Source organism: Pseudescherichia vulneris NBRC 102420, from assembly GCF_000759795.1.
GTDB classification, from domain to species: domain Bacteria; phylum Pseudomonadota; class Gammaproteobacteria; order Enterobacterales; family Enterobacteriaceae; genus Pseudescherichia; species Pseudescherichia vulneris.
Genome location: NZ_BBMZ01000002.1, coordinates 385,582 through 410,035, shown reverse-complemented (window position 1 = coordinate 410,035; position 24,454 = coordinate 385,582). Strand labels below are relative to the sequence as shown.

The 24,454-nt window shown below is 57.6% G+C and carries 24 protein-coding genes, 1 pseudogene and 1 other annotated feature (1 of these 26 cut by a window edge); of the genes and pseudogenes, 19 read left to right on the top strand and 6 right to left on the bottom strand.

Annotation, left to right across the window (positions count from 1 at the left end):
- The first annotated feature begins 30 nt into the window (after window positions 1-30).
- The 9 genes from prfC to deoD all read left to right on the top strand — a co-directional run bounded on the left by prfC (window position 31) and on the right by deoD (window position 9,443).
- Complete coding sequence (gene prfC / locus EV102420_RS02045) at window positions 31-1,620, top strand: peptide chain release factor 3 (RefSeq protein WP_042388248.1); 1,590 nt, start codon at window positions 31-33, stop codon at window positions 1,618-1,620.
- A gap of 345 nt (window positions 1,621-1,965) precedes the next feature.
- A complete protein-coding gene (gene osmY / locus EV102420_RS02040; RefSeq protein WP_042388246.1) occupies window positions 1,966-2,586 on the top strand; it encodes a molecular chaperone OsmY in 621 nt (206 codons plus the stop codon).
- Window positions 2,587-2,715: 129 nt separating this feature from the next.
- Window positions 2,716-2,877 (top strand): DUF1328 domain-containing protein, encoded by a 162-nt coding sequence (locus EV102420_RS21025; protein WP_002437547.1) that lies wholly within the window; start codon window positions 2,716-2,718, stop codon window positions 2,875-2,877.
- Between the two features lie 116 nt (window positions 2,878-2,993).
- Complete coding sequence (locus tag EV102420_RS02035; RefSeq protein WP_042388245.1) at window positions 2,994-4,067, top strand: patatin-like phospholipase family protein; 1,074 nt, start codon at window positions 2,994-2,996, stop codon at window positions 4,065-4,067.
- Complete coding sequence (locus EV102420_RS02030) at window positions 4,064-4,837, top strand: TatD family hydrolase (protein ID WP_042388243.1); 774 nt, start codon at window positions 4,064-4,066, stop codon at window positions 4,835-4,837. The genes EV102420_RS02035 and EV102420_RS02030 overlap by 4 nt, the downstream gene beginning before the upstream one ends.
- A gap of 285 nt (window positions 4,838-5,122) precedes the next feature.
- Window positions 5,123-5,902: a deoxyribose-phosphate aldolase gene (gene deoC / locus EV102420_RS02025; RefSeq protein ID WP_042388240.1), complete on the top strand. Its 780-nt coding sequence runs from the start codon at window positions 5,123-5,125 to the stop codon at window positions 5,900-5,902.
- Window positions 5,903-6,007: 105 nt separating this feature from the next.
- The gene (gene deoA / locus EV102420_RS02020) at window positions 6,008-7,330 is read left to right on the top strand and encodes a thymidine phosphorylase (protein WP_042388238.1); all 1,323 of its coding nucleotides are present in this window, start codon (window positions 6,008-6,010) and stop codon (window positions 7,328-7,330) included.
- Between the two features lie 67 nt (window positions 7,331-7,397).
- Window positions 7,398-8,621 (top strand): phosphopentomutase, encoded by a 1,224-nt coding sequence (deoB, locus tag EV102420_RS02015; RefSeq protein ID WP_042388236.1) that lies wholly within the window; start codon window positions 7,398-7,400, stop codon window positions 8,619-8,621.
- A 102-nt stretch (window positions 8,622-8,723) separates the two neighbouring features.
- On the top strand, window positions 8,724-9,443 hold the full coding sequence (gene deoD / locus EV102420_RS02010; RefSeq protein ID WP_042388235.1) for a purine-nucleoside phosphorylase: 720 nt from the start codon (window positions 8,724-8,726) through the stop codon (window positions 9,441-9,443).
- Between the two features lie 81 nt (window positions 9,444-9,524).
- Here the strand turns inward: deoD and lplA are convergent, their stop codons facing one another.
- The gene (gene lplA / locus EV102420_RS02005; RefSeq protein ID WP_042388231.1) at window positions 9,525-10,541 is read right to left on the bottom strand and encodes a lipoate--protein ligase; all 1,017 of its coding nucleotides are present in this window, start codon (window positions 10,539-10,541) and stop codon (window positions 9,525-9,527) included.
- 65 nt (window positions 10,542-10,606) lie between these two features.
- Window positions 10,607-11,254, bottom strand: a complete 648-nt coding sequence (locus EV102420_RS02000) for a YtjB family periplasmic protein (RefSeq protein ID WP_042388229.1) — start codon at window positions 11,252-11,254, stop codon at window positions 10,607-10,609.
- Between the two features lie 119 nt (window positions 11,255-11,373).
- On the opposite strand from EV102420_RS02000, the gene serB reads away from it, so the two are divergent.
- Genes serB through nadR form a run of 3 tightly spaced genes read left to right on the top strand, consistent with a single transcriptional unit; the run spans window position 11,374 to window position 15,006 of the window.
- Window positions 11,374-12,345 (top strand): phosphoserine phosphatase, encoded by a 972-nt coding sequence (gene serB / locus EV102420_RS01995; protein ID WP_042388228.1) that lies wholly within the window; start codon window positions 11,374-11,376, stop codon window positions 12,343-12,345.
- 10 nt (window positions 12,346-12,355) lie between these two features.
- Window positions 12,356-13,738: a DNA repair protein RadA gene (radA, locus tag EV102420_RS01990; protein ID WP_042388226.1), complete on the top strand. Its 1,383-nt coding sequence runs from the start codon at window positions 12,356-12,358 to the stop codon at window positions 13,736-13,738.
- Window positions 13,739-13,773: 35 nt separating this feature from the next.
- Window positions 13,774-15,006 carry a multifunctional transcriptional regulator/nicotinamide-nucleotide adenylyltransferase/ribosylnicotinamide kinase NadR gene (nadR, locus tag EV102420_RS01985; RefSeq protein WP_042388223.1) on the top strand — a complete coding sequence of 411 codons (1,233 nt, stop codon included), beginning with the start codon at window positions 13,774-13,776 and terminating at the stop codon, window positions 15,004-15,006.
- Between the two features lie 114 nt (window positions 15,007-15,120).
- Here nadR and ettA read toward each other — a convergent pair whose 3' ends face one another.
- Window positions 15,121-16,788: an energy-dependent translational throttle protein EttA gene (ettA, locus tag EV102420_RS01980; protein ID WP_042388221.1), complete on the bottom strand. Its 1,668-nt coding sequence runs from the start codon at window positions 16,786-16,788 to the stop codon at window positions 15,121-15,123.
- A 207-nt stretch (window positions 16,789-16,995) separates the two neighbouring features.
- Here ettA and sltY point away from each other — a divergent pair, with 207 nt between their 5' ends.
- Complete coding sequence (gene sltY, locus EV102420_RS01975) at window positions 16,996-18,930, top strand: murein transglycosylase (RefSeq protein WP_255211643.1); 1,935 nt, start codon at window positions 16,996-16,998, stop codon at window positions 18,928-18,930.
- A 53-nt stretch (window positions 18,931-18,983) separates the two neighbouring features.
- Complete coding sequence (gene trpR, locus EV102420_RS01970) at window positions 18,984-19,307, top strand: trp operon repressor (protein ID WP_042388219.1); 324 nt, start codon at window positions 18,984-18,986, stop codon at window positions 19,305-19,307.
- On the opposite strand, the gene yjjX is transcribed toward trpR, so the two are convergent.
- Window positions 19,304-19,819, bottom strand: coding sequence for an inosine/xanthosine triphosphatase (gene yjjX, locus EV102420_RS01965; RefSeq protein WP_042388217.1), 516 nt, complete (start codon window positions 19,817-19,819; stop codon window positions 19,304-19,306). The two genes, trpR and yjjX, sit on opposite strands and share 4 nt — an antisense overlap.
- A 52-nt stretch (window positions 19,820-19,871) precedes the next feature.
- Between yjjX and gpmB the strand changes: the two genes are divergently transcribed.
- A complete protein-coding gene (gpmB, locus tag EV102420_RS01960) occupies window positions 19,872-20,519 on the top strand; it encodes a 2,3-diphosphoglycerate-dependent phosphoglycerate mutase GpmB (RefSeq protein ID WP_042388215.1) in 648 nt (215 codons plus the stop codon).
- Here the strand turns inward: gpmB and robA are convergent.
- Complete coding sequence (robA, locus tag EV102420_RS01955; protein ID WP_042388213.1) at window positions 20,516-21,385, bottom strand: MDR efflux pump AcrAB transcriptional activator RobA; 870 nt, start codon at window positions 21,383-21,385, stop codon at window positions 20,516-20,518. The genes gpmB and robA overlap by 4 nt on opposite strands.
- 210 nt (window positions 21,386-21,595) lie before the next feature.
- On the opposite strand from robA, the gene creA reads away from it, so the two are divergent.
- On the top strand, window positions 21,596-22,066 hold the full coding sequence (gene creA, locus EV102420_RS01950; protein ID WP_042388210.1) for a protein CreA: 471 nt from the start codon (window positions 21,596-21,598) through the stop codon (window positions 22,064-22,066).
- Between the two features lie 56 nt (window positions 22,067-22,122).
- Here creA and arcA read toward each other — a convergent pair whose 3' ends face one another.
- Window positions 22,123-22,839 carry a two-component system response regulator ArcA gene (arcA, locus tag EV102420_RS01945; protein WP_042388207.1) on the bottom strand — a complete coding sequence of 239 codons (717 nt, stop codon included), beginning with the start codon at window positions 22,837-22,839 and terminating at the stop codon, window positions 22,123-22,125.
- Window positions 22,840-22,934: 95 nt separating this feature from the next.
- Here arcA and yjjY point away from each other — a divergent pair.
- From yjjY to thrL, 3 genes and pseudogenes are all read left to right on the top strand, one after another.
- A pseudogene (gene yjjY / locus EV102420_RS21980) lies at window positions 22,935-23,077 on the top strand (YjjY family protein).
- 399 nt (window positions 23,078-23,476) lie between these two features.
- Window positions 23,477-24,163, top strand: a complete 687-nt coding sequence (locus EV102420_RS01940; protein ID WP_042388204.1) for a tRNA/rRNA methyltransferase — start codon at window positions 23,477-23,479, stop codon at window positions 24,161-24,163.
- A 211-nt stretch (window positions 24,164-24,374) separates the two neighbouring features.
- The gene (thrL, locus tag EV102420_RS21975; protein ID WP_106403891.1) at window positions 24,375-24,440 is read left to right on the top strand and encodes a thr operon leader peptide; all 66 of its coding nucleotides are present in this window, start codon (window positions 24,375-24,377) and stop codon (window positions 24,438-24,440) included.
- Window positions 24,376-24,454, top strand: a sequence feature (Thr leader region) (it continues 42 nt past the right edge of the window). It overlaps the preceding gene by 65 nt.

Here is a 24,454-nt window from a genome sequence, read left to right as displayed (position 1 = left end):
ATGCGCCACGTTTACTAAGAAGATTCAATTATGACGTTGTCTCCTTATCTGCAAGAGGTGGCCAAGCGCCGTACTTTTGCCATTATCTCTCACCCGGACGCCGGTAAAACCACCATCACTGAGAAAGTGCTGCTGTTCGGACAGGCAATCCAGACCGCCGGTACGGTAAAAGGCCGTGGCTCGAGCCAGCACGCAAAATCCGACTGGATGGAGATGGAAAAGCAGCGTGGGATCTCGATCACTACCTCCGTGATGCAGTTCCCCTATCACGACTGCCTGGTAAACCTGCTGGATACCCCGGGGCACGAAGACTTCTCTGAAGATACCTACCGTACCCTGACGGCGGTGGACTGCTGCCTGATGGTGATCGATGCCGCGAAAGGCGTTGAGGATCGTACCCGCAAGCTGATGGAAGTTACCCGTCTGCGCGATACGCCGATCCTGACCTTTATGAACAAGCTCGACCGTGACATCCGTGACCCGATGGAAGTGATGGACGAAGTTGAGAGCGAGCTGAAGATTGCCTGCGCACCGATTACCTGGCCGATTGGCTGTGGGAAGCTGTTTAAAGGCGTTTACCACCTTTATAAAGATGAAACCTACCTGTACCAGACCGGTAAAGGGCACACCATCCAGGAAGTCCGTATTGTTAAGGGGCTGGATAATCCGGATCTCGACGTGGCGGTAGGTGAAGAGCTGGCCGCGCAGCTGCGTGACGAGCTTGAGCTGGTGAAGGGCGCGTCTCACGAGTTCGATAAAGATCTCTTCCTGGCCGGTGAAATTACCCCGGTGTTCTTTGGTACCGCGCTGGGTAACTTCGGCGTTGACCATATGCTGGACGGTCTGGTCGAGTGGGCACCGACGCCAATGCCGCGTAAAACCGATACCCGTGAAGTGGAAGCTAAAGAGGAGAAGTTCTCCGGCTTCGTCTTTAAAATTCAGGCCAACATGGATCCGAAACACCGTGACCGCGTGGCGTTCCTGCGCGTCGTTTCCGGGAAATATGAAAAAGGCATGAAGCTACGCCAGGTGCGTATCGGCAAGGATGTGGTGATCTCTGACGCGCTGACCTTTATGGCGGGCGACCGTTCGCACGTTGAAGAGGCGTATCCGGGGGATATCATCGGCCTGCACAACCACGGCACGATCCAGATCGGCGATACCTTCACCCAGGGCGAAATGATGAAGTTCACCGGTATCCCGAACTTTGCCCCTGAGCTGTTCCGTCGCATCCGCCTGCGCGATCCGCTGAAGCAGAAGCAGCTGCTCAAAGGGCTGGTTCAGCTCTCGGAAGAGGGTGCGGTACAGGTGTTCCGTCCGATTGCCAACAACGATCTGATCGTCGGTGCGGTCGGGGTGCTGCAGTTCGACGTGGTGGTTGCGCGCCTGAAGAGCGAATACAACGTGGAAGCGATCTACGAATCGGTTAACGTGGCGACCGCCCGCTGGGTAGAGTGCAGCGACGTGAAGAAATTCGAAGAGTTCAAACGTAAAAACGAGATCCAGCTGGCGCTGGACGGTGGGGATAACCTGACCTACATCGCGCCGACCATGGTCAACCTGAACCTGACCCAGGAGCGTTACCCTGACGTTCAGTTCCGTAAAACGCGCGAACACTAATCACCTCTGCTCTCCAGGGCACGGCAGCCGCCGTGCTCTGTCACTTTCCCTGTCTTATTAGTCCCTTGCGGAATGTTCTTAATTAGCCCACTTTTTGCTTTTATCGCCTGTTTTTTATCTTCTCCCCCAAGCGCTTTTCAAATTGTTGGCTATATTTAACAAAGTGATTACCAGACGTGTGGATGAATGCACTGTTCAATGCGTGAATAAAAGCGTTTCATCCCACACTCTTTTTTAGTCACATGATTAATCGCTGTACGACAGGGTGTTATTCACCTTAGCAGCAAAGTGGCCTTGATGGCTGCTCAAAGCCCAAAACGTGGGCAAACTGAAAGGAATAGATCGATGACTATGACAAGACTGAAGATTTCTAAAACCCTGCTGGCTGTTGTATTAGGTTCTGTTGTTGCAAGCGGTTCTGCCATGGCAGAGACCAGCGCAACTGACAAAGCGCAATCTTCGGCGCACAGCGCAGGTGAAAAAATCGATAGCTCTATGAATAAAGTCGGTAACTTCATGGACGACAGCGCGATCACCGCCAAAGTTAAAGCAGCGCTGGTCGATCACGACAGCATTAAGAGCACCGACATCTCCGTCAAGACTGACAAAGCTGTTGTCACCCTGAGCGGTTTCGTTGAGAGCCAGGCGCAGGCTGAAGAAGCGGTGAAAGTCACTAAACAGGTTGAGGGCGTTAAGTCCGTGAGCGATAAGCTGCACGTGCGTGACGGCAAAGACTCTTCTGTGAAGGGCTATGCAGGTGATACTGCTACCACCAGCGAAATTAAAGCTAAGCTGTTAGCTGATGACATCGTTCCGGCACGTAAAGTGAAAGTTGAAACCACCGATGGTGTGGTCCAGCTGTCCGGTACGGTGGACTCCCAGGCACAAATCGAACGTGCGGAGAGCATCTCCAAAGCGGTCGATGGTGTGAAAAGTGTGAAAAACGATCTTAAAGTTAACAAGTAATCTCATAATGCGATCCCCCGCAGTGTAACGGGGGACGTGAGCATCACACCGAGTAAGTATCGCCGGTGAGTAGCCTGAGCGCTCACTAACAGCGGTAACGTTAACTATGGTAAAGGAAAGGAGAATCTTATGTTTCGTTGGGGCATTATATTTCTGGTTATCGCGTTAATCGCCGCTGCTCTGGGCTTTGGTGGCCTGGCCGGTACGGCAGCAGGTGCAGCAAAAATTGTTTTTGTTGTCGGGATCATTCTGTTCCTGGTCAGCCTGTTCATGGGACGTCGGCGTCCGTAGCGAGCCGTGAATTCCCGCTAATCGTAAAGCCAGTCCTTGTGACTGGCTTTCACGGTTTATGACAGTCCCAAAATGCGTTAGGCTTCTCATAACTAAAATAATGGAAGGAAAGCAGGGTGGGGCAGCGAATTCCCGTTACGCTCGGCAATATAGCGCCGTTGGCGTTGAGTTCCTTTCGCCCAGGGCGGCTTGCCTTAGTTTGCGAAGGCGGCGGTCAACGAGGCATTTTCACTGCCGGCGTGCTGGACGAATTTATGCGCGCGCAATTCAATCCCTTTGAGCTCTTCTTCGGCACCTCCGCCGGTGCACAAAATATCTCGGCCTACCTCTGTAATCAGCCCGGTTACGCGCGCAAAGTCATCATGCGCTACACCACCTCCCGTGAATTTTTCAATCCGGTGCGCTTTGTGCGCGGCGGCAACCTGATCGATCTCGACTGGCTAGTGGAGTCTACGGCCAGGGATATGCCGCTGGCGATGGATACTGCCGCCCGCCTGTTTGACGTTGGCAAGCTGTTCTACATGTGCGCCTGCCGGGGCGATGACTACACCCCTGGCTACTTTTCGCCAACCAGCCAGACCTGGATGGATCTGATCCGGGCTACCAGCGCTATCCCCGGTTTTTACCGCAGCGGCGTGATGCTGGACGGGATTAACTATCTCGACGGCGGCATCAGCGATGCCATTCCGGTGCAGGAGGCGGCAAAGCGGGGGGCGAAAACCATCGTGGTGATCCGCACCGTGCCGTCGCAGATGTACTACACGCCGCAGTGGTTTAAGCGCATGGAGCGCTGGCTGGGCGAGGGCAGCCTTCAGCCTTTCGTTAACCTCGTTCACCACCACGAGAACAGCTATCATGCGATCCAGCAGTTTATTGAGAAGCCTCCCGGCAAGCTGCGGATCTTTGAGATCTACCCGCCGCGCCTGCTGAAGAGCATGGCCCTCGGCAGTCGCCTGCCCGCGCTGCGCGATGACTACAAGATGGGGCGGCTGTGTGGCCGCTACTTCCTTGCCACCGTGGGTAAGCTGCTGGTGGATGAGCCGCCGCTGCTGCGCCATGCGCCAAGAATTATCACCCCGGCGACGGTGGTCGTGCCGCCTGCGGTGGTGGCAAACGATGTGCTGACCACCCCGCTGGTCGATGCGCCGCAGGCCAACGATACGACCTTCAATAACGAGAACTCGGCATGACGCAACGCTTTATCGATACCCACTGCCACTTTGACTTTCCGCCCTTTACCGGCGAGGAGGCGCAGAGTCTGGCTCAGGCCAGCGCAGCGGGCGTTGAGGCGATTGTCGTGCCCGCCACCGAAGCGGCCAATTTTTCCCGCGTGCTGGCCCTGGCGGAGCGGTTTGACACCGTCTATGCCGCGCTGGGCCTTCACCCGATCGTGATAGAAAACCATACGCCAGCGTGTATTGACAGATTGGCCGAGCAGCTCGCCGCACGGCCTACCCGACTGGTGGCGATAGGGGAGATTGGGCTGGATCTCTATCGGCAAGATCCGCAGTTTGATAAGCAGGAGCAGCTGCTCGATGCACAGCTGCGGCTAGCAAAGCAGCACGATCTGCCAGTGATCCTCCACTCCCGGCGCACCCATGACAAGCTGGCGATGCACCTCAAGCGTCATAGCCTGCCGCGCACCGGCGTTGTACATGGTTTTGCAGGTAGCCTGCAACAGGCCCAGCGCTTTGTTGAGATGGGCTACCGGATTGGCGTCGGGGGCACTATCACCTATCCGCGGGCGAGTAAGACCCGCGATGTTATCGCCCGCCTGCCCCTCTCCTCTTTACTGCTGGAGACCGATGCGCCGGATATGCCGCTCAACGGTTTCCAGGGGCAGCCTAACCGTCCCGAGCAGGCCGCCCGCGTCTTTACCACACTCTGTGAGCTGCGTCCGGAGTCCCCGGATGAGATAGCTGCTACGCTTCTTGATAATACGTATCAAACGTTTATGTGAAAATTTTATCATTTCTCTCCCGCCTGGCGCGATATTCCGCCGATGTGTCGCGTTTTACGGTGCTGTTATGTTAGAATTCTAACATGTCGGCCGTTCCGGGCATTGCCGCAATGAACGGCTTAAACAGTGACGTATCTCACATTGATATGGTGCAACTTTGCATGACGTTTTCATTAACTGTGATGTGCGTCGAAGTGTCGTGGCGGGAGGATGTTAGAATAGTAACAGACCCGCCCGGTTAAACAATGAACCGGCAAATGCCGTCTTCAGCTTCTGGAGAGTGTTATGACTGATTTAACTGCAAGCAGCCTGCGCGCATTGCAACTGATGGATTTGACTACCCTGAACGATGATGACACCGATGCGAAAGTGATCGCTCTGTGTCACCAGGCGAAAACCCCGGTAGGTAACACCGCCGCCATCTGCATCTACCCGCGCTTTATTCCGATTGCGCGTAAAACCCTGAAAGAGCAGGGCACGCCGGAGATCCGCATTGCCACGGTGACGAACTTCCCGCACGGTAATGACGACGTCGAGATCGCCCTGGCAGAGACGCGCGCGGCCATCGCCTACGGCGCGGACGAAGTGGACGTGGTGTTCCCGTACCGGGCGCTGATCGCCGGCAATGAGCAGATCGGTTTCGATCTGGTTCAGGCCTGTAAAGCCGCCTGTGCAGAAGCCAACGTGCTGCTGAAGGTCATTATCGAAACCGGCGAGCTGAAAGAGGAGGCCCTGATCCGTAAGGCTTCCGAAATCGCTATCAAAGCAGGCGCTGACTTTATTAAAACCTCCACCGGCAAGGTGCCAGTAAACGCCACCCCGGAGAGCGCGCGTATTATGCTGGAAACTATCCGCGACCTGGGCGTGGAGAAAACCGTAGGCTTCAAACCGGCGGGCGGCGTGCGTACGGCGGAAGACGCCGCGCAGTTCCTGGCCATTGCCGACCAGCTGTTCGGCGGCGAGTGGGCTGACTCACGCCACTACCGCTTTGGCGCGTCCAGCCTGCTGGCGAGCCTGCTGAAGGCCCTCGGCCATGGCGACGGAAAAAGCGCAAGCAGCTATTAAGAGTCGATTCGCCTGATGGCGCTTCGCTTATCAGGCCTACTGGATCGTAGGGCGGGTAAGCGTAGCGCCACCCGCCAATTCTGATGCTATACACAGGGGGTTACCTTGTTTCTCGCTCAAGAAATCATTCGAAAAAAACGCGATGGCCATGCCCTCAGCGACGAAGAGATCCGCTTTTTTATCAACGGCATTCGTGATAACACCATTTCAGAAGGTCAGATCGCCGCGCTGGCGATGACCATCTTCTTCCATGACATGGCGATGCCGGAGCGCGTCTCCCTGACCATGGCGATGCGCGACTCGGGTACGGTGCTGGACTGGAAAAGCCTCAGCCTGAACGGCCCGATTGTCGATAAGCACTCTACCGGCGGCGTGGGCGATGTAACCTCACTGATGCTTGGCCCGATGGTGGCAGCCTGTGGCGGCTACGTGCCGATGATCTCCGGACGCGGTCTGGGCCACACCGGCGGCACCCTCGACAAACTGGAAGCCATTCCCGGCTTTGACATCTTCCCGAGCGATAGCCGCTTCCGGGATATCATTAAGGACGTTGGCGTCGCGATTATCGGCCAGACCAGCTCCCTCGCCCCGGCGGACAAGCGCTTTTACGCCACCCGCGACATTACCGCCACGGTGGACTCTATTCCGCTGATCACCGCCTCTATTCTGGCGAAAAAGCTGGCGGAAGGGCTGGATGCGCTGGTCATGGATGTGAAAGTGGGCAGCGGGGCGTTTATGCCTACCTACGAACTGTCTGAAGCGCTGGCCGAAGCCATCGTTGGCGTCGCTAACGGCGCAGGCGTGCGCACCACAGCTCTGCTGACCGATATGAATCAGGTCCTCGCCTCCAGCGCCGGTAACGCGGTGGAAGTGCGCGAGGCGGTGCAGTTCCTGACCGGTGAATACCGCAACCCGCGCCTGCTCGACGTCACCATGGCGCTGTGCGTGGAGATGCTGATCTCCGGCAAGCTTGCCCGCGACGACGCCGATGCCCGCCAGCAGCTGCAGGCGGTGCTGGACAACGGCAAAGCGGCAGAGGTCTTTGGCCGCATGGTGGCCGCGCAAAAAGGCCCCGCTGACTTCGTCGAAAACTACGCAAAATACCTGCCGACGGCGACCCTCAGCAAGGCGGTCTACGCCGATACCGAAGGTTTTGTCTCGGCAATGGATACCCGTGCGCTGGGCATGGCGGTGGTGTCGATGGGCGGCGGTCGTCGTCAGGCTTCCGACAGCATCGACTACAGCGTCGGCTTTACCGATATGGCCCGTCTGGGTGACAGCATTGACGGGCAGCGACCGCTGGCGGTGATCCATGCCAAAGACGAAGCCAGCTGGCAGGAAGCGGCGAAAGCCGTGAAGTCCGCCGTCACGTTAGACGATCACGCTCCCAAAACCACGCCAACCGTCTATCGTCGCATTACTGAATAGCTGTATACTGATCTGATCGATTTTATTTGAAGCACTCATTTTCTGAAGCACTAAGTACGGAGAAAATATGAAACGTGCATTTATTATGGTGCTGGACTCTTTCGGCATCGGCGCTACCGAAGATGCGGACCGTTTTGGCGATGTAGGCTCTGATACGCTCGGCCATATTGCCGAAGCCTGTGCCAAAGGTGAAGCTAACACCGGCCGTCAGGGCCCGCTGAACCTGCCTAATTTAACCCGTCTGGGCCTGGCGAAAGCGCATGAAGGCTCAACCGGCACCATTCCTGCGGGGATGGACGGTAATGCGGAGATCGCAGGCGCATACGCCTGGGCGCATGAGCTCTCTTCCGGGAAAGATACGCCGTCGGGCCACTGGGAGATCGCTGGCGTGCCGGTTCTCTTTGACTGGGGCTACTTTTCCGACACCGAGAACAGCTTCCCACAGGAGCTACTCGACAAGTTGGTAGCACGTGCCGGGCTGCCGGGCTATCTGGGCAACTGCCACTCCTCGGGGACGGTAATTCTGGATCAGCTCGGTGAAGAGCATATGAAAACCGGCAAGCCGATTTTCTATACCTCTGCCGACTCGGTGTTCCAGATCGCCTGCCATGAAGAGACCTATGGCCTGGATAAGCTCTACGAGCTATGCGAAATCGCCCGTGAAGAGCTGACCGAAGGCGGCTACAACATTGGCCGCGTGATTGCGCGTCCGTTTGTTGGCGACAAGGCAGGTAACTTCCAGCGTACCGGTAACCGTCACGATCTGGCGGTAGAGCCGCCGGCACCGACCGTTCTGCAGAAGCTGGTGGAAGAGAAAGATGGCCAGGTGGTATCGGTAGGCAAAATCGCCGATATCTATGCCCACGTCGGTATCACTAAAAAAGTGAAAGCCACCGGCCTGGACGCGCTGTTTGACGCCACCGTTAAAGAGATGAAGGAAGCGGGGGATAACACCATCGTGTTTACCAACTTCGTTGACTTCGACTCCTCCTGGGGACATCGCCGTGATGTAGCAGGCTACGCGGGCGGCCTTGAGCTGTTCGACCGTCGTCTGCCGGAGCTGTTAGCGCTGGTGGAGGAGGGTGACATCATCATCCTCACCGCCGACCACGGTTGCGATCCGACCTGGACCGGTACAGACCACACCCGTGAGCATATCCCGGTGCTGATCTACGGCCCGAACGTCAAGCCTGGCTCGCTGGGCCACCGTGACACCTTCGCGGATATCGGCCAGACGCTGGCATCGTACTTTGGTACGTCGCCAATGGAATATGGCAAAAACATGCTGTAATGCTTTTGCCCGGCGGCGCTGCGCTTGCCGGGCTTACGGATCCTGTAGGCCGGATAAGGCATCGCCGCCATCCGGCGCAAAAATGTATAAAAAGGAATGAAAATGGCAACTCCTCACATTAATGCCGAAATGGGCGATTTCGCTGACGTTGTGCTGATGCCGGGCGATCCGCTGCGTGCTAAACATATCGCAGAAACCTTCTTTGAAGACGTGCGCGAAGTTAACAACGTGCGCGGGATGCTGGGCTACACCGGCACCTACAAAGGCCGTAAGATCTCCGTGATGGGCCACGGGATGGGTATTCCGTCCTGCTCTATCTACACCAAAGAGCTGATCACCGATTTTGGCGTGAAGAAGATCATCCGCGTAGGCTCCTGCGGCGCGGTACGTGCTGACGTTAAGCTGCGTGACGTGGTGATCGGTATGGGTGCCTGCACCGACTCCAAAGTAAACCGTCTGCGCTTTAAGGATCATGACTTCGCGGCGATTGCCGACTTCGACATGGTGCGCAACGCGGTAGACGCGGCTAAAGCACTGGGCGTTGACGCGCGCGTCGGCAACATCTTCTCTGCCGATCTCTTCTATACGCCGGACCCGAGCATGTTCGACGTGATGGAAAAATATGGCATTCTCGGCGTGGAGATGGAAGCGGCAGGGATCTACGGCGTAGCGGCAGAGTTCGGTGCGAAAGCACTGACGATCTGCACCGTTTCTGACCATATCCGTACCCACGAGCAGACCACCGCTGCCGAACGTCAGACGACCTTCAACGATATGATTAAGATCGCGCTGGAGTCCGTACTGCTGGGCGACAAAGAGTAAGTTTGCTCTTGCCCGGCGGCGCTTGCACAGACCTACAAAACTTGTAGGCCCGGTAAGCGCTAGCGCCACCGGGCGTTTCCGTTATCTGACCGCGTTACCCATCCATTCCGCTAGCTCCCGCAGCTCTCTCTCCTGCTCTGGAAAATCCCCTAACAGCGCATCGCACGCCTGCTGCAGACTATCCGCACGATAAGGGCAGCCCTGCAGACGCGCTGCCAGTGCCTCCAGCGGGGCTGGGTTCAGGCTGTCGGTAAAGATCTGCGCGCGCGTGATGTGTCCTCGCTCGACGTCGAAATGCAGCTCGACGCCGCCCCAGGTGAAGCGCTCATCCAGCAGATGGCTGAACGAGGGGGCCTGACCAAAGTTCCACTCCCAGCTGCTCTGGCGGGCAAAGGTGTCGGCAAAGTTCGGCAGATCCGGCGTCTTGTCCGGCGATATGATCTCTGCCGCAACATGCTCGCCGTAGTGGGCAAAAAAGGCCTCGGTGACCGCGGCGCAGATCGCCTCATGGGTAATACCCGGCAGCAGATCGACCAGATTTGCCACCCGGCCCCGTACTGAGGTAATGCCCTTGGCCTGGAGCTTCTTCTTATCGGGGTTGAGGTAGTTCGCCAGCCGGCTCAGATCGGCATTAAGCAGCAGCGTTCCGTGGTGAAAGCCACGATCCGGCGTCTCGCGATAGGCCGAGCCGGAGACCTTGCGGTCGCCCTCCGGCGTTTTGACCACCAGATCGTTACGTCCCGAGGCTTCCGCCGCTACGCCCAGCGCGTTGAGGGCGTTAAGCACAATGTGGGTGGAGATGGTTTTGTCATACTCCGGCTTGCCCGCCATAAAGGTAAAGCAGGTATTGCCGAGATCGTGAAACACCGCGCCGCCGCCGCTGCTACGTCGGGCGAGGCGGACGTTATCCTCCTCCATGCGCCGGGTATTGCACTCTTTCCACGGGTTTTGCGCCCGGCCAATCACCACCGTATCGGCGTTGCGCCACAGAAACAGCACGCGCTGGGTAGCGGGCATCTGGCGAAAGATTGACTCCTCTACCGCCAGGTTAAACCAGGGATCGTACGAATCAGAGATAAGCAGACGTAATGTGGACATGGCAGCTTTCCTTTTCTTTATTTGCCCCCATAGTAACGACAAAGCGACGCGTATGCCTACCCGGCCTACGGCTCGCGCTTCTCGCTCTCCTCCTCTTCCGGCACCGACCGGCTGGCGGTGAGCAGGAAAGGCGACTGCTGCCAGCGGGTACGCTTACCCTGCAGCAGCGTGCGGGTCAGCACTACGCCAATCGCCAGTGACAGGAGCAGCATCAGGCGGAGGATATTTGTGGTATTATCGACCTGTTTTGCTTCGGTCGGTAGGGTATGGGTGTCGAGCGTCAGACGCAGGTAGCCGAGCGGGCCATTTTTCCCCTGTATGGGTTCAACAATCTGCTGGTTAAAGTAGCCGCCGGCTTTTTTTCCGTCCAGCGCCAGACGGTCGCGGACGTCGACGCTCTCCCCTGAACGCGCAATCAGATCGCCCTGCTCATCGTAAACGCCTGCGTCAAGAATGCGGCTCCCTTCGGTGAGCTGGCGCAGCAGTGCGCTAATCCGCTTCTCGTCCGGCGTTTCGCTGCGCATCAGCGGCGTGAGGTTCAGGGTCACCTGGTGCGCCAGGGTGCGGGCCAGCTCTTCAAACTGCGGGTTACGCGCCCGCTGGTGGCTCTGGCTAAACCACGATGCCCCCTGCATCAGCGCCACCAGCAGGGCGAGACAGATGAGCACAATCACAGCGCGATGCAGCCGGAATCTCAGTTTTGCGCGAGCCATATTCTTACCTGATGAAAATTTGAGGTTAGCATGTTGCCAGAAGCGATGATTACAGGGTAGCCTCATGCGTTATTTTTACCCGGATGCGTTTGGCCGCACGTGTTTTTACAGGAGCTTTAATGTCTAACAGTTTAACCTGGCGCGACCTGCCCGAAGCCGTCTCTCAGTGGCCTGGGCTGCCGCTCTCTCTAAGCGGCGACGAGGTGATGCCGCTCGATTATCACGCGGGTCGCAGCGGCTGGCTGCTCTATGGCCGCAGCCTGGATAAACAGCGCCTGACGGCGTATCAGCGCTCCCTTGGCGCGGCGATGGTGATCGTCGCGGCCTGGTGCGTCGAGGATTACCAGGTGATCCGCCTGGCCGGATCGCTGACGCCGCGGGCGACGCGCCTGGCGCACGATGCCGGTCTGGACGTTGCGCCGCTGGGTAAGATCCCGCACCTGCGCACGCCGGGCCTGCTGGTGATGGACATGGACTCTACCGCGATCCAGATCGAGTGCATCGATGAGATCGCCAAGCTGGCGGGCACCGGTGAGAGGGTCGCCGAGGTGACCGAGCGGGCGATGCGCGGCGAGCTGGACTTTACCGCCAGCCTGCGCAGCCGCGTCGGGACCCTCCAGGGGGCGGACGCCAGCATCCTGCACCAGGTGCGTGACGGCCTGCCGCTGATGCCGGGCCTGACCCAGGTGGTGCTGAAGTTAGAGGCCTTAGGCTGGAAGGTGGCTATCGCCTCTGGCGGCTTTACCTTCTTTGCCGACTACCTGCGCGACAGGCTGCACCTGACCGCCGCCGTGGCGAACGAGCTGGAGATTGTCGACGGCAAGCTGACCGGCCACGTGGTGGGTGACATTGTGGATGCGCAGTACAAGGCGGCCACGCTGCTGCGCCTGGCGCAGGAGTACGATATCCCGCTGGCGCAAACCGTCGCGATCGGCGACGGTGCGAACGATCTGCCGATGATCAAAGCGGCAGGGCTGGGGATCGCCTATCACGCGAAACCCAAAGTGAATGAGAAGACGGAAGTCACTATCCGTCACGCTGACCTGATGGGCGTTTTCTGTATCCTGTCGGGCAGCCTGAACCAGAACTAACGAGGTAAACGTGGCGAAAGCTCCAAAACGCGCATTTGTCTGTAATGAATGCGGTGCGGATTATCCGCGCTGGCAGGGGCAGTGCAGCGCCTGTCAAGCCTGGAACACCATCACCGAGGTGCGCGTTGCGGCGTCCCCGACGGTTGCGCGCAACGAGCGGCTGAGCGGCTATGCCGGTAACGCAGGCGTGTCGAAGGTGCAGAAGCTGTCGGAGATCAGCCTGGAAGAGCTGCCGCGCTTCTCCACCGGCTTCAAAGAGTTTGACCGCGTGCTGGGCGGCGGCGTCGTGCCGGGCAGCGCGATCCTGATCGGCGGTAACCCAGGAGCAGGTAAATCGACGCTGCTGCTGCAAACCCTGTGCAAGCTCTCCGAAAACATGAAGACGCTGTACGTCACCGGGGAGGAGTCACTCCAGCAGGTGGCGATGCGCGCCCATCGCCTGGGTCTGCCGACGACGAACCTGAACATGCTCTCCGAAACCAGCATCGAGCAGATCTGCATGATTGCTGACGAAGAGTTGCCGAAGCTGATGGTGATCGACTCGATCCAGGTGATGCACATGGCGGATATCCAGTCGTCGCCGGGCAGCGTGGCCCAGGTGCGTGAGACGGCGGCCTACCTGACGCGCTTCGCCAAGACGCGCGGCGTCGCTATCGTGATGGTCGGTCACGTTACCAAAGATGGCTCGCTGGCCGGGCCGAAGGTGCTGGAGCACTGTATCGACTGTTCGGTGCTGCTGGACGGCGACGCCGACTCGCGCTTCCGTACCCTGCGCAGCCACAAAAACCGCTTCGGTGCGGTAAACGAGCTTGGCGTCTTCGCGATGACCGAGCAGGGTCTGCGCGAGGTCAGCAACCCGTCCGCCATCTTCCTCAGCCGGGGTGATGAAGTCACCTCTGGCAGCTCGGTGATGGTCGTCTGGGAGGGCACGCGTCCGCTGCTGGTTGAGATCCAGGCCCTGGTGGATCAGTCGATGATGGCTAACCCACGCCGTGTGGCAGTGGGTCTGGAGCAGAACCGACTGGCGATCCTGCTGGCGGTGCTGCATCGCCACGGCGGATTGCAGATGGCAGATCAGGATGTCTTTGTAAACGTCGTCGGCGGGGTAAAAGTCACCGAAACCAGTGCCGACCTGGCGCTGCTGCTGGCGATGGTCTCCAGCCTGCGCGACCGGCCGCTGCCGGACGATCTGGTGGTGTTTGGTGAGGTAGGGCTGGCGGGCGAGATCCGTCCGGTGCCGAGCGGACAGGAGCGTATCTCCGAGGCGGCGAAGCACGGTTTCCGCCGGGCTATTGTCCCTGCTGCCAACGTACCGAAAAAACCACCGGCCGGGATGCAGGTGTTTGGCGTGAAAAAACTTGCCGATGCGCTAAGCGTATTTGACGACTTATAATTACCACTACGATTTTGCAGGAGGCACCGTAATTTATGTCGTCATTTGACTATCTGAAAACCGCCATCCGCCAGAAGGGCTGCACGTTACAGCAGGTGGCGGAGGCGAGCGGCATGACCAAAGGCTACCTAAGCCAGCTGCTCAACGCCAAGATCAAAAGCCCCAGCGCGCAGAAGCTGGAGGCGCTGCACCGCTTCCTCGGGCTGGCGTTTCCCCGGCAGCAGAAAAATATCGGCGTGGTGTTTGGCAAGTTTTACCCGCTGCACACCGGCCATATCTACCTGCTGCAGCGTGCCTGCAGCCAGGTAGACGAGCTGCATGTCATCATGGGCTACGACGAGACGCGCGACCGGGCGCTGTTCGAAGAGAGCGCCATGTCCCAGCAGCCCACGGTGCCCGACCGCCTGCGCTGGCTGCTACAGACCTTCAAATACCAGAAAAATATTCGTATCCACGCCTTTAACGAGGAGGGGATGGAGCCGTACCCGCACGGCTGGGACGTGTGGAGTAAAGGCATCAAAGCCTTTATGGATGAGAAGGGGATCCAGCCCAACTGGATCTACACCTCCGAAGAGGCCGATGCCGAGCAGTACGAGAAGCATCTCGATATCGAGACGGTGCTGATCGATCCCAAACGTACCTTTATGAATATCAGCGGCGGGCAGATCCGCGCCAACCCGTTCCGCTACTGGGAGTACATTCCTACCGAGGTGAAGCCGTTCTTTGTACGCACGGTGGCCATCCTCGGCGGCGAGTCGAGCGGTAAGTCGACGCTGGTGAATAAGCTCGCCAACATCTTCAATACCACCAGCGCCTGGGAGTACGGGCGTGACTATGTCTTCTCCCATCTTGGCGGCGATGAGATGGCACTTCAGTACTCCGACTACGACAAGATCGCCCTCGGGCAGGCCCAGTACATCGACTTCGCGGTGAAGTACGCCAACAAGGTGGCCTTTATCGATACCGATTTCGTGACCACTCAGGCGTTCTGCAAAAAGTATGAGGGGCGCGAGCACCCGTTCGTGCAGGCGCTGATCGACGAGTACCGCTTCGACCTGGTGATCCTGCTGGAGAACAACACGCCGTGGGTCGCCGACGGCCTGCGCAGTCTCGGCAGCTCGGTGGATCGCAAAACCTTCCAGAGCATGCTGGTCTCAATGCTTAACGACAATGGGATCGACTTTATCCACGTCGAAGAGTCAAACTACGACGAGCGTTTCCTGCGCTGCGTGGAGCTGGTGAAAGAGATGATGGGCGAGCAGGGATAAAGCTGCTCGCAGTTGACGCTCGCATTGCCGGGAGGCGGCTTCGCCTTACCCGGCCTACAAATCGTGCAAAACCGTAGGCCGGGTAAGCGCAAGCGCCACCCGGCATCCAGGTGCTTACTTAGAGATACGTTTGTACTTGATACGCTTCGGCTCCAGCGCATCCGCGCCGAGGGTACGTTTCTTATACTCTTCGTACTCGGTGAAGTTACCTTCGAAGAACTCCACTTTACCCTCGTCCTGGTAGTCCAGAATGTGGGTAGCGATACGGTCGAGGAACCAACGGTCGTGCGAGATCACCATCGCGCAGCCCGGGAACTCCAGCATGGCGTTTTCCAGCGCGCGCAGGGTTTCGATATCCAGGTCGTTGGTTGGTTCATCGAGCAGCAGCACGTTACCGCCAACCTGCAGCAGCTTGGCCAGGTGCAGACGGCCACGTTCACCGCCGGACAGTTCGCCTACGCGTTTGCCCTGATCGACGCCTTTGAAGTTAAAGCGGCCCACGTAGGCGCGGCTTGGCATCTCGGTGTTGCCGATCTTCATGATATCCAGCCCGCCGGACACCTCTTCCCACACGGTTTTGCTGTTATCCATGGCGTCACGGAACTGATCCACAGAGGCCAGCTTGACGGTTTCACCCAGGGTGATGGTACCGCTGTCAGGCTGTTCCTGACCGGACATCATGCGGAACAGGGTAGATTTACCCGCGCCGTTCGGGCCGATGATGCCGACGATAGCCCCTTTCGGTACCGAGAAGCTCAGATCGTCGATCAGCACGCGGTCGCCGTAGGATTTACGCAGGTTGCTCACCTCAACGACTTTATCCCCCAGACGTGCGCCAGGCGGAATAAACAGTTCGTTGGTTTCGTTACGTTTCTGGTATTCGGTGTTGTTCAGCTCTTCAAAGCGGGCCAGACGGGCTTTGCCCTTAGACTGACGGCCTTTGGCACCCTGACGCACCCACTCCAGCTCTTTCTCAATGGATTTACGGCGGGCCGCTTCCTGAGAGGCTTCCTGGGCCAGGCGCTGATCTTTCTGCTCCAGCCAGGAGGAGTAGTTACCCTCCCACGGAATGCCTTCACCACGGTCAAGCTCAAGGATCCAACCGGCAACGTTATCGAGGAAGTAACGGTCGTGGGTAATGGCCACGACGGTGCCTTCGAAGTCGTGCAGGAAGCGTTCCAGCCAGGCCACGGACTCGGCGTCCAGGTGGTTGGTTGGTTCGTCGAGCAGCAGCATGTCTGGTTTTTCCAGCAGCAGGCGGCACAGCGCCACGCGGCGACGTTCACCCCCGGAGAGCTTGTCGACTTTGGCATCCCAGTCTGGCAGGCGCAGGGCGTCAGCGGCGCGCTCCAGCTGCACGTTCAGGTTGTGACCGTCGTGGGCCTGGATGATCTCTTCATACTTGCCCTGCTGGGCCGCGAGCTTATCGAAGTCAGCGTCCGGCTCTGCGTACTTGGCGTACACCTCGTCGAGGCCTTTCAGGGCGTTAACCACCTCGGCCACGGCTTCTTCGATGGACTCACGCACGGTGTGCTCTGGGTTCAGCTTCGGCTCCTGCGGCAGGTAGCCGATTTTCAGACCGGGCTGCGGGCGGGCTTCACCTTCGATGTCGGTATCGATGCCGGCCATAATGCGCAGCAGGGTGGACTTACCCGCACCGTTGAGACCGAGGACGCCAATTTTTGCGCCCGGGAAGAAGCTCAGCGAGATATTTTTCAGAATATGACGTTTCGGCGGAACCACTTTGCCGACACGATGCATGGTATAAACGAATTGAGCCACGTTGGACTTCGCCTCTTTTATCGTAATGTGAATGGTACTCAAGTGCGGAGTGTAGCGGTTTTTGTGGTCCAATCCCAGCCAGCTGCGTCACGAGTGTTAAATCAGACCAAAAGTAAAAAAGTGTTCAGCGCGTGGCGAATTACCTTATGCCTGGTTAGCATGAAGGGGTTATGCGCCAACAAATTTATTTCTAAGGAGAAAGTGCCTGTGAATGCAAAACCTGTCGCCTGGCGACTGCTGGCCGTCGGCTGCTGCATGCTGTCGGTAAGCGGCCTGGCACGCGCTGACTCACTGGATGAGCAGCGAAACCGCTATGCACAAATCAAGCAGGCGTGGGACAACAAGCAGATGGACGTCGTGGCGCAGCTGATGCCGGAACTCAAGGACTATCCTCTCTATCCCTATCTGGAGTACCGCCAGATCAATGACGATCTGATGAACCAGCCAGCCATGGCGGTGAGCAACTTTGTGCAGGCCAATCCGACGCTGCCCCCCGCCCGCAACCTGAAGTCGCGCTTTGTGAACGAGCTGGCACGCCGTGAGGACTGGCGCGGCCTGCTGGCGTTTAGCCCGGACAAACCGGCAACGACCGAAGCGCAGTGCAACTACTACTATGCCAAATGGAACACCGCCCAGCCTGACGCGGCGTGGGAGGGGGCAAAAACGCTGTGGCTGACCGGAAAGAGTCAGCCCAATGCCTGCGACAGGCTGTTTGGGGCGTGGCGCGCCTCCGGCAAGCAGGATCCGCTGGCCTTCCTGGAACGCATTCGGCTGGCGATGAAGGCGGGCAATACCCGCCTCGTTCTCCTGCTGGCGAACCAGATGCCCAGCGAATACCAGACCATCTCCAGCGCCATTGTCGATCTGGCAAACGATCCCAACAGCGTGCTGACCTTCGCCCGCACCACCGGCGCGACTGACTTTACCCGGCAGATGGCCCAGGAGGCATTTGAGAGCGTCGCCCGTCAGGACGTGGAAAACGCACGCCTGATGATCCCATCGCTGGCTTCGGCGCAGCAGCTTAATGAGGAGCAGACCCAGGCGCTGCGGGAGATTGTCGTCTGGCGGCTGATGGGCAACGACGTCACCGAGGAGCAGGCGCGCTGGCGCGATGACGCCATTATGCGCTCCCAGTCAACGTCGCTGGTAGAGCGCCGGGTACGCCTGGCGTTAGGCACAGGCGATCGTCAGGGGCTTAATACCTGGCTGGCCCGCCTGCCGATGGAAGCGAAAGAGAAAGAGGAGTGGCGTTACTGGCAGGCGGATCTGCTGCTGGAGCGTGGCCGTGAAGAGGAAGGCAATACCATCCTGCACGATCTGATGCAGAAGCGCGGCTTCTATCCTATGGTTGCCGCGCAGCGCCTTGGCGAAGAGTATCAACTGAAGATCGACAAGGCGTCGGGCGAGCCGGATCCGCAGCTGGTGCAGAGTCCAGAGATGGCGCGGGTGCGGGAGCTTATGTTCTGGGGTCTCGACAACACCGCACGCAGCGAGTGGGCCAACCTGGTCAGCAGCCGCACGCCGCAACAGCAGGCTCAGCTGGCGCGCTACGCCTACGATCGTCAGTGGTGGGATCTGGGCGTGCAGGCGACCATCGCCGGTAAGCTGTGGGATCAGCTGCAGGAGCGCTTCCCGCTGGCCTGGCGCGATCTCTTTGAACGCTATACCAGCGGCAAGGATATTCCTCAGAGCTATGCGATGGCGATTGCTCGCCAGGAGAGCGCCTGGAATCCAAAGGCGCGCTCACCGGTTGGGGCAAGCGGTCTGATGCAGGTGATGCCGGGTACGGCAACGCATACGGTGCAGATGTTCAATATTCCAGGCTACAGCGATCCTGCCCAGCTGCTGGATCCGCAAACCAATATCGATATCGGCACCAGCTATCTGCAATACGTCTATAACCAGTTCGGCAATAACCGCATCTTTGCGTCGGCAGCCTATAACGCCGGGCCTGGGCGAGTGCGGACCTGGCTTGGCAACAGCGCCGGACGCATTGACGCGGTGGCGTTTGTGGAGAGCATTCCCTTCTCGGAGACGCGGGGCTACGTGAAAAACGTGCTGGCCTATGATGCCTATTACCGCTACTTCCTGGAGGGGAAACCGACTCTGCTGACCGCCACGGAGTGGGGCCGCCGTTACTGAACCGGCGGTTTGTGTTATGCTGTTGTACTCGTCAACGAGTATGGCAGCCTAACATGACCCAGCAATCCCCTTATTCAGCAGAAGTAGCCGAACAGCGTCATCAGGAGTGGTTGCGCTTCGTCGAACTGCTCCAGCACGCTTACGACCAGGATCTGCACCTGCCGCTGCTTAATCTGATGCTGACCCCTGACGAGCGCGAAGCGCTGGGCACGCGGGTACGTATTATTGAGGAGCTTCTGCGCGGTGAAATGAGCCAGCGGGAGCTTAAAAACGAGCTGGGCACCGGCATCGCCACCATTACCCGCGGCTCTAACAGCCTGAAAGCCGCCCCGCCAGAACTGCGTCTGTGGCTGGAGAAGGCGCTGCTGAAGGGCTAGCGGTACGCCGCATGGTGAAACGGGCTGAGGGCCAGGATCACCGCCTGATGGTAGACGCTGCTCCGCGTCAGCACGCCGTGGGTAAAGACGCCGATCGCCCCCTCTTTACGTCCAATCTCATCGATGCCGGTGACCTCTGACATCACCGGCCCGAGCGCCTCTCCGGCACGCACGCGGCTCAGTATTGCCGCTGGCAGCGGCAGGGTAGCGGAACGCGCTTCGCCGCGCTGCGCCCGGCTCTCAATCACCACCCAGCTAAAGGTACTGTCCTCATCTATCCCTGCTTCAATGGCCACCCAGAAGTCGGCATCAGGACGCGCCTGACGCGCATTCTCCACGCGATTACGTGCGCCAGCCCGCGTTTCTGTGCTGCCAAGCGGCTGCTCCGGTACGCCGCTCTCGACGGCCACGGACTCGATATGGCAGGATCCTTCGCCGAAAATCTCGTTGAACGCGTGCAGAATAGCCTTAATTTTGGCGGGATTAGTGGTAGCTGAGACAACATGGTGCATAATCTAACCAACTCATATAAAAAATTTCATCGCAGTATAACGGATAAAAAGCATGTTACAGGTATACCTTGTTCGCCACGGTGAAACGCAGTGGAACGCCGAGCGTCGTATTCAGGGCCAGTCAGACAGTCCGCTGACGGCCAAAGGGGAGCAGCAGGCACAGCAGGTGGCCGAGCGCGCGAAAGCGCTGGGGATCACCCACGTTATCGCCAGCGATCTGGGGCGCACGCAGCGCACGGCGGAGATCATTGCCGACTACTGCGGGTGTGAGATTTCGCTGGATGCCCGCCTGCGCGAGCTGGATATGGGCGTGCTGGAACAGCGCCCTATCGATTCGCTGACCGAGGAAGAGGAGCAGTGGCGTCGCCAGCTGGTCAACGGCACGTCCGATGGCCGCATTCCCGACGGGGAGTCGATGCAGGAGCTGAGCGAGCGTATGCATGCGGTGCTGGCCACCTGCCTGGAACTGCCGGAAGGCAGCCGCCCGCTGCTGGTTAGTCACGGTATGGCGCTGGGCTGTCTGGTCAGCACTATCCTTGGCCTGCCAGCCTGGGCAGAGCGTCGTCTGCGTCTGCGCAACTGCTCTATCTCACGTATTGATTACCAGCAGAGCCCGTGGCTAGCCTCAGGCTGGGTGGTAGAGACAGCGGGTGACGTTTCGCACCTTGATGCGCCCGCGCTGGACGAGCTACAGCGTTAGCGCCGGACAGGGATCAGATATTCGCAGCGTATCTGCATTGGCGGCGTCTGGTTCCTGGCCTCGTCACGTGGGAAGAAACGTTCGATATCCAGCCCTTTGCGGCGGGTGAGGTTGAGCATCGGCATACAGGTGCCGTAGACCGTTAAGATAAACTGCTGGAGTCCGGTGCCTGGTCCTTCATAGGTAAACATCACGTACTCTCCGCTCTGCAACACCAGAGGAAAAGCACCTTGCAGATGGCCGTTGGCCATCTCGGGGGTAACGGCTGTGGTGTAGAGCACCTCCTGCTCGTCATCCTTCTCCAGGCTAGGACGCGGTTCATGTAAACCGTATAGCTCAGCGGGAAGGGTAGGCGAGGTGCCTAAAAACTCACGCCAGAACTGGATCCGCATCTCATGCCGGAAGACGGAGATCTCTTCCAGCGAGCAGCTGTAGCTCTGGGTGATCCCCATCAGCGGCGTTTCCGGCAGGGTAATAAATTCATGTTTTGGCAGGGTGAATTCACCCAAATGCAGCGGCGGGCGAATGCCCGACGCGTTCCAGTCAGGAGAGCGGCGATAAAATGCAGGCGTCACGCCAAACTGTTTCTTGAATGCGCGGGTGAAGGTCTGTTGGGAGTCAAAACGATACTGGAGCGCAATATCGAGGATCGGACGGGCGGTCAGGCGCAGTGCTACGGCAGACTTTGAGAGTCGACGTGCGCGAATATAGGCCCCAATTGCCAGACCGGTGACATCCTTAAACATTCTTTGCAGATGCCACTTGGAGTACCCTGCTTTGATCGCCACATCACTCAGGGCCAGCGGTTGATGCAGGTGATCTTCCAGCCAGTCAAGTAGATCGCGAATAATCCCAGCCTGATCCATACAGTGTCCTCATCCTTAAAACAGTCGTACCCGATAGCAGGGTTATGCGAATAATATCATTCCCTGCTATTTTAGCATTCAGTGTTTTTTTTGAGTAAGCGTGCGGTTTTCGTGGGTATTGCTGAAAGAAAATTTAATTGCTTGAATTATAAGTATTTATTTTAGCAGGCAAAATAGTAACATAACGTAATATTCAGATATGGTAACAATATGAAATACAAGTGCTTAGCAATACTTTTGGCGCTGGGCCTCGTAGGCCAGGCCGCGCAGGCTGAAGAGATTGGGTCAGTTGATACGGTCTTTAAAGTCTTCGGACCGGATCATAAAATTGTGGTTGAAGCCTTTGACGATCCCGATGTTAAAAACGTGACATGCTATATCAGCCGGGCGAAAACCGGCGGTATCAAGGGTGGGTTAGGGCTGGCAGAGGACACCTCCGACGCAGCGATCTCCTGTCAGCAGGTAGGGCCGATTGAGCTGAGTGAGAAGGTGAAGAGCGGGAAAGCGCAGGGAGACGTGGTATTCCAGAAACGTACCTCGCTGGTCTTCAAGAAGCTCCAGGTGGTACGTTTCTACGACGCGAAGCGCAATACGCTGGCCTACCTTGCCTACTCCGATAAGGTCGTAGAAGGGTCGCCGAAGAACGCATTAAGCGCCGTGCCGATTATGCCGTGGCATTAATGTGTGACCGTAGGCCGGGCAAACGCAGTGCCGCCCGGCATTACAGTGACTAAGCCTTACTCCTGCAGATCGCCGCAGAAGCGGTAGCCTTCGCCGTGAATGGTGGCGATGATCTCCGGCGTATCCGGCGTTGATTCGAAGTGTTTACGAATACGGCGGATAGTCACGTCAACGGTACGATCGTGCGGCTTCAGCTCGCGACCGGTCATCTTCTTCAGCAGATCGGCACGGGTCTGGATCTTGCCCGGGTTTTCGCAGAAGTGCAGCATGGCGCGAAACTCGCTGCGCGGCAGCTTGTACTGCTCACCGTTCGGGCTAATCAACGAGCGGCTGTTGATATCCAGCTCCCAGCCGTTGAATTTATAGCTGTCGACGTTGCGGCGCTCTTCGCTCACCGTGCCCAGGTTCATGGTACGGGAGAGGAGGTTGCGCGCGCGGATGGTCAGCTCGCGTGGGTTAAACGGTTTGGTGATGTAATCATCCGCGCCAATCTCGAGGCCGAGGATCTTATCGACTTCGTTATCACGGCCTGTCAGGAACATCAGGGCGACGTCTGCCTGTTCGCGCAGTTCACGCGCCAGCAGCAGGCCATTTTTGCCCGGCAGGTTGATATCCATGATCACCAGGTTGATATCGTTATCAGAAAGAATCTGATGCATTTCAGCGCCATCAGTCGCTTCAAAGACATCGTATCCTTCTGCTTCGAAAATGCTCTTCAACGTGTTGCGTGTTACCAACTCGTCTTCAACAATAAGAATGTGCGGGGTCTGCATGTTTGCTACCTAAATTGCCAACTAAATCGAAACAGGAAGTACAAAAGTCCCTGACCTGCCTGATGCATGTCGCAAATTAACATGAACGGCGTAACATGACTAAAGTACGTAATGGCGTTCTTGATGCACTTTCCATCAACGTCAACAACATCATTAGCTTGGTCGTGGGCACACACTCCCTTTGGACCCGACAGTGTCAAAAACGGTTGTCATCCTACCCATTTTAACAGCAACATAACAGGTTAAGACGCACCGGACACCCAATAAAACTACGGTTGGTTGACATATATCAAGTTCAATTGTAGCACGTTAACAGTTTGATGAAATCATCGCATCTTATTACTAGCGTTTATAACATCTTTTCAATAAACAGATAGTTACAGGCGTTAATTAATGAATTTGCTGAATCCACCGCTGAATAGCGCTCTTCAGGCAGATTATCATGCGTAACATAGGGATAATCCTGTTCTGTTAACATACTGGCTGCTAATTACCCCAGTAAACAGTGTAGTAATTTTTAAGCATTTCCTGATGCAAATTCAGTGATTCGTGTTACGTTTTTGTAAATTTGTGATGCGTAATAACTTGATGTTGATTGCCTTTTTAGCCCGCCATCGGGCACACCAGAGAGTAACCCATGCATGTATCAATAGTACTCGTTTCACCCGCCAGGCCTGAAAACGTTGGCGCGGCGGCCCGGGCCATGAAGACCATGGGCTTTAGCGATCTGCGCATTGTCGACAGCGAAGCCCACCGGCAGGAGGGGGCGCGCTGGGTAGCTCATGGATCCGGCGATATTATTGATAACGCAAGGTTTTTCCCCACGCTCGCCGATGCCCTGGCCGATATCGATTTTACGGTGGCTACCACCGCCCGCAGCCGGGCAAAGTTCCACTACTACGCCACGCCTGCTGAACTGCTGCCGCTAATGCAGGAGAAGAGCCAGTGGATGGAGCGCGCCGCGCTGGTATTTGGCCGGGAAGATTCAGGTTTAACCAATGAGGAGTTAGCCCTGGCTGATGTTCTCACCGGCGTACCCATGGTTGCCGATTACCCGTCGCTGAATCTTGGACAGGCCGTGATGGTCTACTGTTACCAGTTAGCATCGTTAATGCAACAGCGCAACGAACCGGTCGTGATCCAGAGTGAAGAGCAGCTCAAGGCGCTGCGTCTGCGGGCGCGATCGCTGCTGGGGACGCTGGGCGTGGCGGATGACGTCAAACTAGCCGACTGGCTGGAGCAGCGGCTGGGTCTGTTTGCGCAGCGCGACACTGCCATGCTGCACCGTTTGTTGCACGATATCGAAAAAAAACTCGCAGAGTAAAACGCTGTCATCGCTTTTTGTTATGGTAAAAGATGCTGATATCGCTTTTTCCTCCGGTGAGAGTGCGGAGAAAAGTGCGGTCAGCGCAGCGCGACCTGCGCAGAGGATGAAAAGGGCAAAAAGCAGAAATTCATTGACTCAGGCAGGGATATCCTTTAACCGTATAGCTATACAAGACAGACAGATAAAAATGACAGAGCACACAACATCCATGAATCGCATCAGCACGCTGACAATTATTACCACCACCATTACCACAGGTAACGGTGCGGGCTGACGCGTACAGGAAAC